Below are 12,660 nucleotides of genomic sequence, written 5' to 3'. Positions count from 1 at the left end.
CGCCCTCGCGGCGGGTTGCGGCGTCTTTCTGTTCGCCACCTGGGATCGCGGCGACGCCCGGACGCGCGATCGGGAGGCGGACGACCCGCCGCCGCGCCAACTGGCGCCGTTCGAGCCGGCGCGTCGACCCGAGCCGCCCCTGCTCGAGACCGCCGACACGGACCCCTTCGCGCCGACGCTCGTGGACGAGGGCGAGCAGGTGCCGGCGATCGAGCCGGGCTCGCGCGGCGGTTCGTCGTCCGGACCGACGCCGGCGGAGCAGCGGCGCGCTCTCGCCGAAAGCGCCCAGCGCGCGCCCGTGCTCGCCTACAGCCGCCCCGGCCGCCCCACGGATCGGGCCGCCGCCGTCGCTGAGCCCCTGCTCGCCCCGGATCGATCGGGCGACCCCGGCCATGAGCTCGACGCGCTGCGCCAAGTGAGCCCGATCGTCTCCGCGCGGGCGGGCCGCCTGCCGGACCGCAACCTCCTGATCACGGCCGGCTCGAGCTTGCCCTGCGTCCTGCAGACGGCGATGGACAGCTCCACCCCAGGCTATGTCAGCTGCCTGATTTCGCGGGATGTCTATTCCGACAACGGCGCGGTCGTCCTGCTGGAACGGGGAACGCGGGTGCTCGGCGAGTACCGCGGGGCGGTGGAGCCGGGCCGGGGCCGGCTGTTCGTGCTGTGGACCCGCGCGGTCACGCCCGCTGGCGTCGCGGTCGCCCTGGCCTCGCCCGCCGCGGACGCGCTCGGCCGCGCCGGCTTCGACGGCGCGGTCAACACCCGGTTCTGGGACCGGTTCGGCGCGGCCCTGCTGCTGTCGATCGTCGACGACGCCGCCTACGCCGCGGCCGGCGGCGGCCAGTCCCTGCAGTCGACCGGCCGCGTTCCGTCAGACGCCGCATCCGTCGCCCTCCAGGGCTCGATCGGCATCCGCCCTACCCTGCGCAAGGCCCAGGGGTCGGAGGTGTCGATCTTCGTGGCGCAGGACCTCGACTTCGCGGACGTCTATCGCCTGCGGCCGAGGTGATGCGCGACACCTCCGTCATCGACCATTACCTCGCCCCGCTCCGGCCCTTCCTGTCGTCGGCGTCGGTCACCGAGGTCGTGGTCAACCGGCCCAAAGAGGTCGGGGTGGAGCATCCGGACGGCTGGCGCTGGCATGAGGTGCCCGAGTTGACGGAAAGCTGGCTGCGCACCCTGGCGGTGGCGGCCGCCGCCTGCACGGGACAGGATGTCGACGCCGAGCGGCCCATCTGTTCGACCGTTCTCCCCGGCGACGCGCGCTGCCAGATCGTGCTGCCGCCGGTCGTCCCCGCCGGCGCCGTCTCCCTGACGATCCGGAAGCCGTCCGGAAAGCGCATGAGTCTCGAGGACTTCCGCGTCGCCGGTCTGTTCAATGCGGCCGAGACCGTGCGCGGCGGGGAGATCGACGAGACCGACGCCGCGCTGATCCAGTTGCGGGAAGCGGGAGACTGGGTGGGCTTCTTCCGGCTGGCGGTCGAAAGCCGTCGCAACATCCTGATCTCGGGCGCGACCGGGTCCGGCAAGACGACCTTCGCCAAGGGGTTGGTCGAGCTCATCCCCGATCACGAGCGGCTGCTGACCATCGAGGACACGCGCGAACTGATCCTGCCCCAGCGCAACGTCGTCCACCTGCTCTACTCCAAGGACGGCCAGGGTCTGGCCAGGGTCGGCCCCAAGGCGCTGCTGGAAAGCGCGCTGCGGATGCGCCCGGATCGGATCCTGCTGCAGGAGTTGCGCGACGGAACGGCCTTCTTCTTCCTGCGCACCGTCAACTCCGGCCATCCCGGATCAATCACCACCGTCCACGCCGATTCCGCCACCCTGGCCTTCGAGCAGCTGACCCTGCTGGTCCGCGAGTCCGAGGGCGGTCGCGATCTGCCGCGCGACGACATCCGCACCCTGCTGCACCTGATGGTCGATGTGGTGGTGCAGATGAAGAAGACGGACGGCCGGTTCCTCATGACGGAGGTCTGGCATGACCCGCTTCGCAAGCGCCGCGCCGGCGACTAGGGCCGGTCTGGTCGCCGTCGCCGTCCTCGCCGCCTCCGCCCTGTTCGCGGTCGGAGCCCTGACCATCGCCCTGATCGGCCTCGGGCGTTTCTCCACCGAGATCGAGCCGACCCGCGTTCCGGGCTGGTTCCTCTACTACCGTCATGACCCCGACGTCCGGCGCTGGCTGGCGATCGGCGCCGGTATGATGGGCCTCGTCCTGTTGATCCTTGCCACGGCCGCGGCCCTGGGCGTGCGCCGCCTGCTGCACGGCGCCGCCCGTTGGTCGACGGCGGGCGAACAACGCAGGCACGGCCTGCGGGCGAAGAGCGGACTGCTGCTGGGCGAGGCGGCAGGCGAACTCCTGATCAGCGACGGGCCGGAGCATGTGATGCTCTACGCCCCGACCCGGACCGGCAAGGGCGTCGGGGTGGTGATTCCCAATCTGCTGGCCTGGCCGGACTCGGTCGTGGTCCTGGACATCAAGCGGGAGAACTTCAGCGCCACCGCCGGTTTTCGCGCGGAGGCCGGCCAGACCGTCCATCTGTTCGACCCGCTTGCGTCCGACGGACGCACGGCGCGGTTCAATCCGCTCGACCACATCGACCGGACATCCCCGGTCGCAGTGCTGGACGAGCTGCAGCGCATCGCGGGCATGCTGTTCCCCGCTCATAGCCATGCGGACCCCTTCTGGTCGGAGGCGGCCCGCACGGGCTTCATCGGCGTCGGCGCCTACGTCGCCGCCACGCCGGAGTTGCCGTTCACCCTGGGCGAGATCTACCGCCAGCTGACCGAGGACGATCCGCGGGACCGCTTTCCCAAGCTAATGGAGCAGCGCCGCATGAATGGCGATCCCCTGCCCAGGGGGGCGGTGACCGCGCTGACCGACTTCTGCAGTTCCAGCGAGAACACCTTCGCCTCGATCCGTCAGTCGATCACCACCCGGATGGGCTTGTGGCTCAACCCCCTCGTGGACGCTGCGACCAGCGGCAGCGACTTCGACCTGCGAACGATCCGGAGCGGTCGTCTGTCGCTGTACCTGGCCGCCTCGCCCGAGAACATGGATCGGGTCGCCCCGCTGTATGCCTTACTGTTCCAGCAGCTGGTGGACCTGAACAGCCGCGCCCTGCCCGCCCCGGGCGATCGTCCGACCCTCGTGCTGCTGGACGAGTTCGCCCGGCTCGGCCGGGCCCCGGTGCTGGCGCACGCCTTCGCCTGGGTGGCCGGTTACGGCCTGCGCCTGCTGCCCGTGATTCAGAGCCCCTCCCAGCTGCGCGCCCTGTATGGCCCGGACCTGACCGAAGACATTCTCACCAACTGCGGCCTGGAGATCGTCTTCGCCCCCAAGGAGCTGAAGGTGGCCCAGGAGCTTAGCGAGCGGCTCGGCTACTACACTTATCGGGCGCGCAGCCGCAGCCGCCCGACCGGCCTCGGCCAGGGCCGGCGCAGCCTGACCGACTCCGACCAGAAGCGCGCCCTGATGCTTCCCCAGGAGCTGATGCAGCTCTCGGCCAAGGCGCTGATCGTCCTCAAGGCCGGATTGTCGCCCACCCGGGGACGCAAGCTCGTCTACTACCGGGACAAGCGCTTCACCGGCAGGCTCCGTCCGCCGCCTGAAACCGCCCGCGCGTCGACGGCGATCCAGCTGTCATTCGCCGCGCCGCCTACCCGGTCCCCGTCGATCGATGACACCGACATGAACTTCGACAGCATCGTGCGCCGCTTCGCCGCCGAGGGCCTGAGGCCGCCGCCGCCCGGCGCCGGTGAAGCCGAGGTGCAGGCCTGGCTCGACCGGGTCGTCGCCGCGCCAGCCGCGACGCCGCCAACTCTTGAGCGTCAACCATGACCCGCCCGCCTTCCGGAACAGCCCCGGTCAACCGGCTGGCGCCGCAGCCCGCCGCCTCTGCGGAGCGGCGCTCGCTCGACAAGGGCGACGTGCCCACCCAGCTGCTGGACCGCTATCTGATCGAGCGCGACCGGCAGGGTCGCCCCGAGCGCTACTATCGCGACCACAAGACCGCAGATCCCGCGTTCCGGGACCATGGTCGCGCCCTCTCCTCGCTCCACGCCTATCCGGACGCGGTCGTTTCCATGCTTCGGGTCGCGCAACACCGGAACTGGTCGCAGATCAAGGTGTCGGGAGACGAGGCCTTCCGCCGCGAGGTCTGGGTCCAGGGGCGGAGCCTCGGTCTGGAGGTCGCCGGCTACAAGCCCAGCGAACGGGACCGTCAGGCCGCCAACGAACCGGACCGCGCGGCCGGCCGGCGCACCGCGACAGAGCCCCGGAAGGAGCCCTCCCACGATGCCGTCAAGCGCCGCCTCGAAATGGCGGCCGTGGTGGTCCGCACCCTCATCGCCGACCCGGCCGCCCAGGCGCGCCTGATGGAACGAGCCTGGGCTCGAGTACGGCGGGAGAGGGAGAAGCCGCGCGCCCGCGATGCCGATGCAAACCGGCGAGCAGAGCGGCGGCGGGAGCGCTAGGATCGCCCGGCGAAAGACCGGAGAGCGCCGTGGCCGAACCCCTGATCGATGTCTGGGACGTCGAAACCTTCGACGCCGAAGTTCGACAGCTGCTGATGGAGAACGCCGAGCTGATGCGGGCCTATCATACGACGGCGCGCGAGAACCTCATCCAGCGAGAACTGTCGGATCGGACCGGCCCGTATCCGGACAACCCCTTCGCGGGCGACCACATCGACCTGGCCGAAACGCTGATGGCGGTCATGAACCGGCGGACGATCCGGGCTTGGCACTACACCCGGCTGACCAACGCCGAGGCGGATCGACTGCGTCAGGACGGCATCATTCTCCCGTCTTCGCAGTCCATTCGCTCCCGCCTGGACGCGCAGGTGGCTGCGGGGAGCTTTACCCCCGAGATCGCCGACGCCCTGCATGCCGCCAGTCCCTTCCAGCGGGGCCAAGCCGACATTCGTTCCGGCCGGTTCTGGATGGTCTCTCATCCCCGCGACATCCAGGACGGCGGAGTCGAACTGCTGCTTGGAAACTGGGGCGGCGAAGGCGTTTACTTCTGGCTCTCAGACCCCGAGCACCAAGCCCTCGTGGCCTCCATCGGACGCGCCCGCGTCCTTGAGATCGCGGCGCCTTTGTCGACAAGCCGGCACGCCTTCTCGGCCGCCGAAGCGGTCATGGCGGCCTTCTCCCGCTCCATCGGATGCGACCCGGAGGCCAAGGTGTTCGATCTCTATGTGGGCGAGCCTCTGCTGCCCGAGGCGGTGCTGGCGATCCATACCGAGGGAGACACCGCCTTCGAGCGCATCGGAAACGGCTACCCGGCCCGCTACATCGACGCGGATCGGGGCCGGTGGGACGCGATCGAGGCGCAGATCGCGCGCCGCCGGCGCTAGCGCGACCGGTCCTTGGCCGGCGTCGGCTTCTCCGGCCTCATCGCCAGCGCCCGGGCGAGGATCTCCCGTTGCGTCAGGACGGGCGGCTGGGTGCGGATGAACTGCTCCAGATCCTGCCCAAGCCGACGGTCGTCATCCGCCTTCGACGCTTGCAGCCGCAAGGCCTCGACCACCAGCGTGCGTCGGATGGCCGCCTGCCGCTGCCGCAGGCGCGTCTCCCAAGGCGGTTCGGCGGACGGTGGCCGTGCCGCCGAATCCAGCGCCCCCGCAAAGGTCTTCGGCATCAGTCCTTCACCGCGCTCGAAGCGCTCCCGCAGTTTCCGCACCGGCGTGCGTTCGGCCTTGCGCACGACGCCCCGGGCCCGACGCGGCGTCGCCTCGGCCTCCACGCCGCGGTCCCGAAGGGCGGCGGCGAAGGTCTCCCGCCAAAGCTGCAGGTCGGCCTTGCGGGGATTGAGCCGCTCGCCGTCTCGCCCGAGGGCGCGAACGGTGAGGTGAACATGCGGGTGCCGGTCATCGGTATGCAGGGCGAACACATAGGGGTGCCGGTCCGCGAACAGGTTGGCGGCGAAGGCGCGCGCCGCATCATGGACCCGTCCTTCATCAGTGCCGGCCGGCATGCTCAGAACGATCGACAGGGACACAGGCGCATCTCGTCGCTGCGGCGCCACCGACAGCTCGTCGCGCCAGTCTTCGGCCAACGTCCGGACCTCCGCGCGACCGCTCAGACGCTCGCCGTCCGGCCCCTCCAGGGACAGTTTCCCGTTGCGGGTGATGTAGTCCAGATGGCGCTGCAGGTGCCCCCCGTCCCGGGTCCGGCCGGTGATCTTGACCATCACCTCGGGCGCTCGCCGCACCATACGCTGGAGCCGGGCTCTGGCCGCGCCGGCCTCTCCGGCCGCCCCGACGCGAAGAACCGCCTGGGCGAGACGCGCCCGTCTCGTGCGGACGGGCGGACGCAGGGCCTCCTCGAAATCGGATGGAACGCGGAAGTCGTTCACACGTCGACCGACCAATAGGCGAGATTGCCCTGAAAGGCGTCCCGCACCCCGACCAGGTGCCCGCGGATTTCCTCCGAGAAGGCGGCCAGCTGGGCCACCTCCAGGTCCAGCACCGCGCCCTCCATCACCGCCGTGTTCAGGGCTCGGGCGATCTGGTTGACGTTGACCCCGATACGCCGGAGCTCGCGCTGCACCTCGATCAGCGCCAGGGCGTCACGACGGCTCAGCTGCGGCCGATGATGCAGCCGCGCCCGGATCAGGGCAACCGTCCACTGGGTCCGCGTCATGCCCACGCGCGCCGCCTCCGCCTCCAGGACAGTCAGGTCAGCGGGCGTCAGGCGAAGTCCGAGCTTGCCGCTCAGCCGCGCCGACGACGTCTCCACGGCCTCGGGCAAGGCCGCCAGCGCGGCCTCCTCCATCAGACGTCGCAGCAGCCGCGACCGCCCGCCCCGGGACGCCGCGGCGGCGTCGAACCGGCGGATCAGATCGAACGGTACGCGAAGGGTGAGGCGATCCATGGGGGTGTCGGTCTGTCAGACATTGCCGGCGCAAAGCCTATCCTGCCCTAGACCGTCACCCCCTTCGCCCCGTAGGCCTACGGGTCTGCCCGCCCTCCCCTCGGCGGCCGGTTCCGGCCGCTCGCCCGCCGCCCTGAAGGGCGCCCCATCCAGGGCGGGGGCTCGGGGATCCTCGCCCAAACTTCCGCAGAGGTATGCCATGAGGACGACCCACCGGTGTGGCGCGTTCCCGCCCCACCTCGGGCGCCAGGCTGCCGCTGAATCAGCGCAACGCGAATCAGCGCATCACGGGAACGAGCGTAATCAGGTCTAGTCGGGTAGGTCCTCAAGAGACCATACCCTGCCGCAGCGGGATTCTTGTTCGGCGACGGCGAGGCCCATAGGTTCGCTGCGAAGGAGTTCACTCATGACCGCGCCTACCTCATCCACGGTGCTCGCCTTTCCGCCCAAGGCGAGCACGAAGACCGCCTCTTCCCAGGAGAAGATCTGGGGCAAGGCGGTGGTCGCCAATGGATACGCCGGCATTCCGTCGATCCTGATCCAGGCCCAGTCCCGGCTGGGACTGACCGCCATGCAGTTCAACATCCTCGTTCAGCTGCTGGACTACTACCGCGACCCCCATCGCGCGCCCTTCCCGTCCCGCGCGGAGCTCGGCCGTCGGATCGGCGTGAAGCCCAAGACGATCCAGACCAACATGCGCCAGCTCGAACAGGCCGGTCTGGTGCGCCGGGAAATGCGCAAGACAGCGGCGGGGGATTGGGCGTCCAACATCTATCACCTCGACGGCCTGGTCGAACGGGTGAAGAAGCTCGAGCCGGAGTTCACCGAGGCGCGCAAGGAACGGGAGGCCGCGCGTGCGCGCGTGTCCACTCCGGTGGGTCGCCGACGGTCGTAATCGCTGGGGCTGAAATTGATTTACCCCGGGGGCATGCTTTGCAGCAGAGGCGATCCCGGGGTGTACGCTGGTAGAGATAATCCATGACCCACCCTGATGCAAGGGCGGTCGCCGACGCCGACGCGGTGGAGGCGGCGCTCTCCCTCGAACGGTTCGCGCGCTATGTGGCCTGGGCCGGGGGCGATCGCCACCGCGCCGTCGAACTCTATACGCTGAACACCCGGGTGTCCGAAGCCCTCTATGTGCCGCTCCAGGCTCTGGAGGTGGCGCTGAGAAACCGCATTCACGCGGTGATGACCGAAGCCTCCGGCGCGGGCTGGTTCCAGCCCGAGGCCGGTCACGTCACCGACCGTCAAGCTGAACAGGTGCGGGCGGCGATCGCCGAACTGACGGAAGCGGGCAAGCCGATCGAGGATGGCCGCGTCGTCGCCGCCCTGACCTTCAGCTTCTGGACCTCGACGTTCGGGCGCGAGCAGGACGATCTGTGGAAGCGCACCCTGCACCGGATCGCGACCCGCGATGGCAAATTCCTGTCGCGCAAGGCGTTCGCCACCCCGTTGACCCAGGTGCGTCTCCTGCGGAACCGCATCGCCCACCACGAGCCCATTCTCTACTGGGATCTTCCCAAGCATCATCGGGCGATCGCGGACATGACGCGTTGGCTGGCCCCGGCGATGGATGACTGGCGCGCGACGCTCGACCGGTTCGATCAGATTCATCCGCCGGAGCGAATGCGCCTGGCGCGCCTCCGGGACGACGAGGCCTGAGCGGACCGCTCTTCGCCATCCCCGGGCCCGCGTCGCCGCCGGCCCGAGGATCGCTTCACTGCAAGGACCGCAGATAGTCGATAGCCTTCTGCGCGTGCGCGGCCGCCGAGACGATGAAGCGGGTGTCGTTCTTCAGCACCTGCAGCCAGCTGGCGATATAGGCCGCGTGGTCCTCGCGGGGTTCGAGGGCCAGCCCAAGATCCGCACAGAGGAAGGCGGCGCCGATCTCGGCGACGAGTTCTTCGCGGGCATAGCCGGTATCGCCGAAGCGCTGGCGACCGAAGTCCCGGTCGAGACGGGCGGGATGGCGCGTCCAGTGCGTCATCTCGTGGCCGAGGGTGCTGTAGTAGGCGTCGGCGTTCTCGAAGCATTCGAACGGCGGCATCTGCACATGGTCCGGCCCCGGCGCATAATAGGCGCAGCCGCCGCCGTGGCGGATCTCCGCCCCGCAGTTGCGGAAGAAGGCGTCGATGCGGGCGATCCGCTCATCCGGATTGATCTCGATCGTCTCCGGCTCGCCGTAGCGTTCGGGCAGGCCATCGATCTGGCCGACGTTGAAGACGGTGTAGGCCTTCAGGAACGGGATGCGCTGCTCCACGCTCGCCCCCGTGTCGTCGGTCTCTTCGCGGACGACCTGGTTGGCGTAGACCACGGTGGCGCCGCGCTCGCCCTTGCGGACGTGGGCGCCGAGCGTCAGCGCCTGGCGAAAGGTCATCCAGGTCGACCGGCTGAATCCTCGGCTGGCGGCTTCGCCCCAGAGCAGGACGACATTGATGCCGTTGTACGGCGTTCCGTCATGGCGAAGAGGGCGGCTGACGGAGGTTGAGGCCTTCCAGGGCTGGATCCAGGGGCGGACCCCGGCTTCGAGCTGGGCGAGTATCTGTTGGGTGATCCGGGTATGGATGTCCGGGCGTGCGGGATCGGCGGGGCGCGTCATGGCGGCCTCCTCGAACTGGGTTGTGGGAAGAAGGAGCGGCGGCGCGGTCCCCGCGCCGCCGCAGCTCCTGGATCAGCGGGACCAGATCAGGCTGTGCCCGCCCTCGACCTCGACCAGGGAGGCGTAGATCGGTGCCGGGAAGCTGGGATCGTCGAGCTTGACCGAGAGGTATTCGCGGTTCTGCTGGCTCGTCTTCTTCCAGGCGGCGCCGAACTCGGTCTGGCCGGCGAAGATCCGGAAGTCCGGGGCCTTGTCGTCGGTCTTCTCGTTTGGCCGCAGGACCGCCTGCTTGACGTTCAGGGTGAGGGTCTTGATCGACCCGGTGTAGCCGTCGCCTTGAGCGGTGAAGGTGCCGATGGTGGCCATGTCAGTCTCTCCTTTGCTTCGGGCCACGCCTGCCGCGGCCTCGATGGCGATCGACGGACCGGGGCCCGGGCGGCGCGCAGGGAGAGCGAAGCGAGTCCCCGCAGCGAAGCGGAGGACCGCGATGAGAGACTTTCTTGTTTCGCGAGGAAGGCCGTCAGGCCGGGGATGAAAGTCGCGAGAGCGGTTGCGCCAGCCGACCGGATTTCGGTCAGATCCGCCTCATCGAGAGGCCGCGCCGGCTGGCGCGAGCAGGATGCGAGACAATGGCCGCCGCGCTCCAGGACGCTCATGGACGACACCCTACGGCGGCTCAGGCCCCGTCCGACGTCCGAGGCTCAGGCCGTAAGCGGGAAGGCCTTTCGACGTCGAGGCTTCCGGCGGGCAACGCCCGCAAGAGTTCGCCCCCCGGCTTATGAAGACTGCGCCAGTCCGCACCCTCTCGGGACGCAGAAGCACGATCTGACGTCGTGATCGGGGGCGATATCCTTGCTCGGCTCCGTGGTCAGCATGGCGAAGGCGCCATCCTTTGAAGAGGCCCGCCCCAGACGAGCCGCCGGCCGGACAGGTGCAGCGCCACTTCGTTTTCGCTTCCCGCGCCGGTTCGGGACTGGTGACGTTGAACATGCCGTCCGTCCGCGGCGCCGGCGACTGAAGAGACTCAGCAGCGCAACGTCAGATCGAGGACGTGGCGCACAGCTTGTCAGCCCGTGTCACGACCAGCCTCCTCGCGGAGGTCACGCAGCCGTTCTTCGCACACAGTCTTCGTCAGACCGCGTAGCACCTCGACCCGTTTCGTAAGCCAGGCGAGTTCCTCGTCGCTGATCTTGTAGTGCTTGGAGTAGCGCGCCTTGACGTAGGCCTCGCGCAGAAGCTCGAAACATCGACGCTCGAACTTGGTCTCCCGCGGCCACGCGTCGGCGAGGCGGGCATCGATCGCCTCGGCCTTCTTGCGAAGGAAGGCGATGTTGTGAGCCTTGCCGCTGTAGAGCGTCACCACCAGCAAGACACAGTGGTAGAGGTGTTCCGTCGCTTGATGCAGGCTAAAAGCCGCGAGTTTCGGATCGTCGCCCTCCCCCATGTAGAACTTGGCACCTCGAGCGAAGCTCGCTGAGCTCGCCATCCACTCGGTAAAGAAGTCCTCGGCCTCAGCGAGTGCAGCCTTGGCCTTGATGTCGGCGGGCTTGTGCAGCTTGGCGCCGGGCGTGTCGTAAAGGATGACGCCGTCGCGCAGAATGTCGGCGAAGAAGTAGCGGCCCCGATCCAGCTGCTCGTTCACATCGTCCAGGCTGTGAACGATGATGCTGACGGGCGTGCGGATTTCGCCCTCGCCCGGCATGGTCCGGTTGGTGGCGTCGAACCAGAACTCGCCGTCGGTCAGGTCCTCGTGGTCGACGATGACCAACAGGTCGAAGTCCGAGAAATAGCGCCCTACCGGATCGTGAACCCAGTCGCCCCGCGCATACGATCCATAGAGGATGACCTTGAGGATCTTGCCATTCTTCAGCCGCTCGGCGCGGCGCGTCGAGATCGCCTCCTCGAAGGAGGCGCGGATCACATCGACGACGTGACGCAGTTCGGACTGCTTGGGCAGCGGCAGATGATCGAGGGTTTTCTTCACTCGGCGAGTCTCCCCGATGACCTGCCTGCGGGCAAGGCATGATTGAATCTTCTGCACGAGGCTGCGCTCGGCGGGCCGAGCCGCCTTACTGAGCCGACGTCGTCTTCAGTTCTTCGAGCCGGTTCTCGAGAATCGCGACCTTCATGCTGCGGATCGGTTCTGCGCTCTGCGGCTCCTGATCGATCAGATCGCAGACCTGATCGAGCGCCATGCGAACGAAAGACAAGCACACGATGGCGCGCTTGTCCGCCAGGGTGAGCGACCGGGTCGTCCCCATCAGGCCGCCGATAAGCGCGGCCGTGCGCTTGTCGAGCTCGTCGAGGCCTTGAGACGTTCGAATGTCTGGTCGCCAGGCATGGCGCGAAAGCATGTCGGCCTTGTATCCCCATTCCAGGCTGGCGAGCCCGTCCTGTTCGACCTTGTCGGCCAGACCTCGCAGCAGCATCGCGGCGTCGTTCAACTTCGCCTGGCTGCGGGTCTTGTAGGTCACTCCGCTGACGGCGGCCGCGACCATCGCCTCGGCGATATATCCCAGCCGACGTCCGCCTTCGGCGTCCCGAGGCTCTCGGCGTCGAGATCGCGGGCGCGGAAGAAGGCGTTCAGCGCCAGATCGTAGACCTGAGCCTTGTACCTGGTGCTGTTGGATGTCGCGCTCACGACTCCCCCGTTCAGTGAACTATCCGTCGCGGATAATCGGAACCCGCCAGCGTGCAACCCGCACGCTGGCGTCGCGTTAGAGGATCGACGCTCTCACCTCGAAATCATCTTGGTGACGCCGCATAAGAACGTCTGAGCGTGACTACCGCGGCAGGTAATGGAACCCCCTTTGTAACGGGTTCCGCGAGATATCCGTTCGCCCCCGGCGCCAGACCGGTTGGAACGGCCCAGACCCAACCGGTCTCGGATCTCTGCCTGCTGCTGCATCCGCAACACGCGACAGAGCCGAGGCCTTTCGATGAAAGGCTTGAGTTCGAATGACGACCAACGATCCCGACAAGCATCGCTTCGACTTCGAAGGCCCGGGGTGGCGGCTTTCCGCCAGCGGCCTCGGCCTGGCTGTGGTGGTGGTGCTGGCCCTCGCGGCCATCGTCTACTTCACCGGCGCCGGCTAGCCGGCGCCGACAGCAAAAAGGCCGCGCGCCCCCAAAGGGCGCGCGGCGAGTTTTTCGACGTGTCGCCGTCTATTCGGCGGCGAAGC

15 protein-coding genes are annotated in these 12,660 nt (G+C 68.5%); 8 read left to right on the top strand and 7 right to left on the bottom strand.

All coding sequences use genetic code 11. The features are described from left to right. From virB10 to V7702_RS14660, 5 genes are all read left to right on the top strand, one after another. Nucleotides 1-1,009: type IV secretion system protein VirB10 (virB10, locus tag V7702_RS14680; protein ID WP_335650837.1), on the top strand; the 1,009-nt coding region annotated here is incomplete at its 5' end. Beyond that, a complete protein-coding gene (virB11, locus tag V7702_RS14675) occupies nucleotides 1,009-2,016 on the top strand; it encodes a P-type DNA transfer ATPase VirB11 (protein ID WP_335650836.1) in 1,008 nt (335 codons plus the stop codon). The genes virB10 and virB11, both read left to right, overlap by 1 nt. Further along, a complete protein-coding gene (locus V7702_RS14670) occupies nucleotides 1,982-3,841 on the top strand; it encodes a type IV secretory system conjugative DNA transfer family protein (RefSeq protein ID WP_335650835.1) in 1,860 nt (619 codons plus the stop codon). Before virB11 ends, V7702_RS14670 begins: the two co-directional genes overlap by 35 nt. Further along, nucleotides 3,838-4,476, top strand: a complete 639-nt coding sequence (locus tag V7702_RS14665; protein ID WP_335650834.1) for an LPD7 domain-containing protein — start codon at nucleotides 3,838-3,840, stop codon at nucleotides 4,474-4,476. The genes V7702_RS14670 and V7702_RS14665 overlap by 4 nt, the downstream gene beginning before the upstream one ends. 29 nt (nucleotides 4,477-4,505) lie before the next feature. Beyond that, nucleotides 4,506-5,360: a hypothetical protein gene (locus V7702_RS14660; RefSeq protein ID WP_335650833.1), complete on the top strand. Its 855-nt coding sequence runs from the start codon at nucleotides 4,506-4,508 to the stop codon at nucleotides 5,358-5,360. Here the strand turns inward: V7702_RS14660 and V7702_RS14655 are convergent. Next, nucleotides 5,357-6,196 carry a relaxase/mobilization nuclease domain-containing protein gene (locus tag V7702_RS14655; RefSeq protein ID WP_335650832.1) on the bottom strand — a complete coding sequence of 280 codons (840 nt, stop codon included), beginning with the start codon at nucleotides 6,194-6,196 and terminating at the stop codon, nucleotides 5,357-5,359. The two genes, V7702_RS14660 and V7702_RS14655, sit on opposite strands and share 4 nt — an antisense overlap. Nucleotides 6,197-6,357: 161 nt before the next feature. Then, the gene (locus V7702_RS14650; RefSeq protein ID WP_335650831.1) at nucleotides 6,358-6,879 is read right to left on the bottom strand and encodes a MobC family plasmid mobilization relaxosome protein; all 522 of its coding nucleotides are present in this window, start codon (nucleotides 6,877-6,879) and stop codon (nucleotides 6,358-6,360) included. Between the two features lie 406 nt (nucleotides 6,880-7,285). Here V7702_RS14650 and V7702_RS14645 point away from each other — a divergent pair, with 406 nt between their 5' ends. Then, nucleotides 7,286-7,774, top strand: coding sequence for a helix-turn-helix domain-containing protein (locus V7702_RS14645; protein ID WP_335650830.1), 489 nt, complete (start codon nucleotides 7,286-7,288; stop codon nucleotides 7,772-7,774). Nucleotides 7,775-7,857: 83 nt separating this feature from the next. After that, on the top strand, nucleotides 7,858-8,541 hold the full coding sequence (locus V7702_RS14640; protein ID WP_335650829.1) for a hypothetical protein: 684 nt from the start codon (nucleotides 7,858-7,860) through the stop codon (nucleotides 8,539-8,541). Between the two features lie 55 nt (nucleotides 8,542-8,596). On the opposite strand, the gene V7702_RS14635 is transcribed toward V7702_RS14640, so the two are convergent. The 5 genes from V7702_RS14635 to V7702_RS14615 form a co-directional block, all read right to left on the bottom strand. Next, nucleotides 8,597-9,478: an ArdC family protein gene (locus V7702_RS14635; RefSeq protein WP_335650828.1), complete on the bottom strand. Its 882-nt coding sequence runs from the start codon at nucleotides 9,476-9,478 to the stop codon at nucleotides 8,597-8,599. A gap of 72 nt (nucleotides 9,479-9,550) precedes the next feature. Further along, nucleotides 9,551-9,844, bottom strand: coding sequence for a DUF736 domain-containing protein (locus tag V7702_RS14630; RefSeq protein WP_292259847.1), 294 nt, complete (start codon nucleotides 9,842-9,844; stop codon nucleotides 9,551-9,553). A gap of 700 nt (nucleotides 9,845-10,544) precedes the next feature. Continuing rightward, complete coding sequence (locus tag V7702_RS14625; protein WP_335650827.1) at nucleotides 10,545-11,462, bottom strand: HEPN domain-containing protein; 918 nt, start codon at nucleotides 11,460-11,462, stop codon at nucleotides 10,545-10,547. Nucleotides 11,463-11,547: 85 nt separating this feature from the next. Then, complete coding sequence (locus tag V7702_RS14620; protein ID WP_335650826.1) at nucleotides 11,548-11,976, bottom strand: hypothetical protein; 429 nt, start codon at nucleotides 11,974-11,976, stop codon at nucleotides 11,548-11,550. Beyond that, nucleotides 11,949-12,119, bottom strand: a complete 171-nt coding sequence (locus V7702_RS14615) for a hypothetical protein (RefSeq protein WP_335650825.1) — start codon at nucleotides 12,117-12,119, stop codon at nucleotides 11,949-11,951. Before V7702_RS14615 ends, V7702_RS14620 begins: the two co-directional genes overlap by 28 nt. 317 nt (nucleotides 12,120-12,436) lie before the next feature. Here V7702_RS14615 and V7702_RS14610 point away from each other — a divergent pair, with 317 nt between their 5' ends. Continuing rightward, nucleotides 12,437-12,574, top strand: coding sequence for a hypothetical protein (locus tag V7702_RS14610; protein ID WP_335650824.1), 138 nt, complete (start codon nucleotides 12,437-12,439; stop codon nucleotides 12,572-12,574). Nucleotides 12,575-12,660: the final 86 nt, after the last annotated feature.

Source organism: Phenylobacterium sp., assembly GCF_036963605.1.
In the GTDB taxonomy this organism is placed as follows: domain Bacteria; phylum Pseudomonadota; class Alphaproteobacteria; order Caulobacterales; family Caulobacteraceae; genus Phenylobacterium.
The sequence above is the reverse complement of the archived record's forward strand: the minus strand, read 5'-3'. Positions and strand labels throughout refer to the sequence as shown.

Excerpts from the sequence above, each read along its gene's own strand:
- V7702_RS14630 (WP_292259847.1), bottom strand. The coding sequence starts at position 9,844 with ATGGCCACCATCGGCACCTTCACCGCTCAAGGCGACGGCTACACCGGG.
- V7702_RS14620 (WP_335650826.1), bottom strand. The coding sequence starts at position 11,976 with ATGGTCGCGGCCGCCGTCAGCGGAGTGACCTACAAGACCCGCAGCCAG.
- V7702_RS14610 (WP_335650824.1), top strand. The coding sequence starts at position 12,437 with ATGACGACCAACGATCCCGACAAGCATCGCTTCGACTTCGAAGGCCCG.
- V7702_RS14635 (WP_335650828.1), bottom strand. The coding sequence starts at position 9,478 with ATGACGCGCCCCGCCGATCCCGCACGCCCGGACATCCATACCCGGATC.
- virB11 (WP_335650836.1), top strand. The coding sequence starts at position 1,009 with ATGCGCGACACCTCCGTCATCGACCATTACCTCGCCCCGCTCCGGCCC.
- V7702_RS14645 (WP_335650830.1), top strand. The coding sequence starts at position 7,286 with ATGACCGCGCCTACCTCATCCACGGTGCTCGCCTTTCCGCCCAAGGCG.
- V7702_RS14640 (WP_335650829.1), top strand. The coding sequence starts at position 7,858 with ATGACCCACCCTGATGCAAGGGCGGTCGCCGACGCCGACGCGGTGGAG.
- V7702_RS14665 (WP_335650834.1), top strand. The coding sequence starts at position 3,838 with ATGACCCGCCCGCCTTCCGGAACAGCCCCGGTCAACCGGCTGGCGCCG.
- V7702_RS14650 (WP_335650831.1), bottom strand. The coding sequence starts at position 6,879 with ATGGATCGCCTCACCCTTCGCGTACCGTTCGATCTGATCCGCCGGTTC.
- V7702_RS14655 (WP_335650832.1), bottom strand. The coding sequence starts at position 6,196 with ATGGTCAAGATCACCGGCCGGACCCGGGACGGGGGGCACCTGCAGCGC.
- V7702_RS14670 (WP_335650835.1), top strand. The coding sequence starts at position 1,982 with ATGACCCGCTTCGCAAGCGCCGCGCCGGCGACTAGGGCCGGTCTGGTC.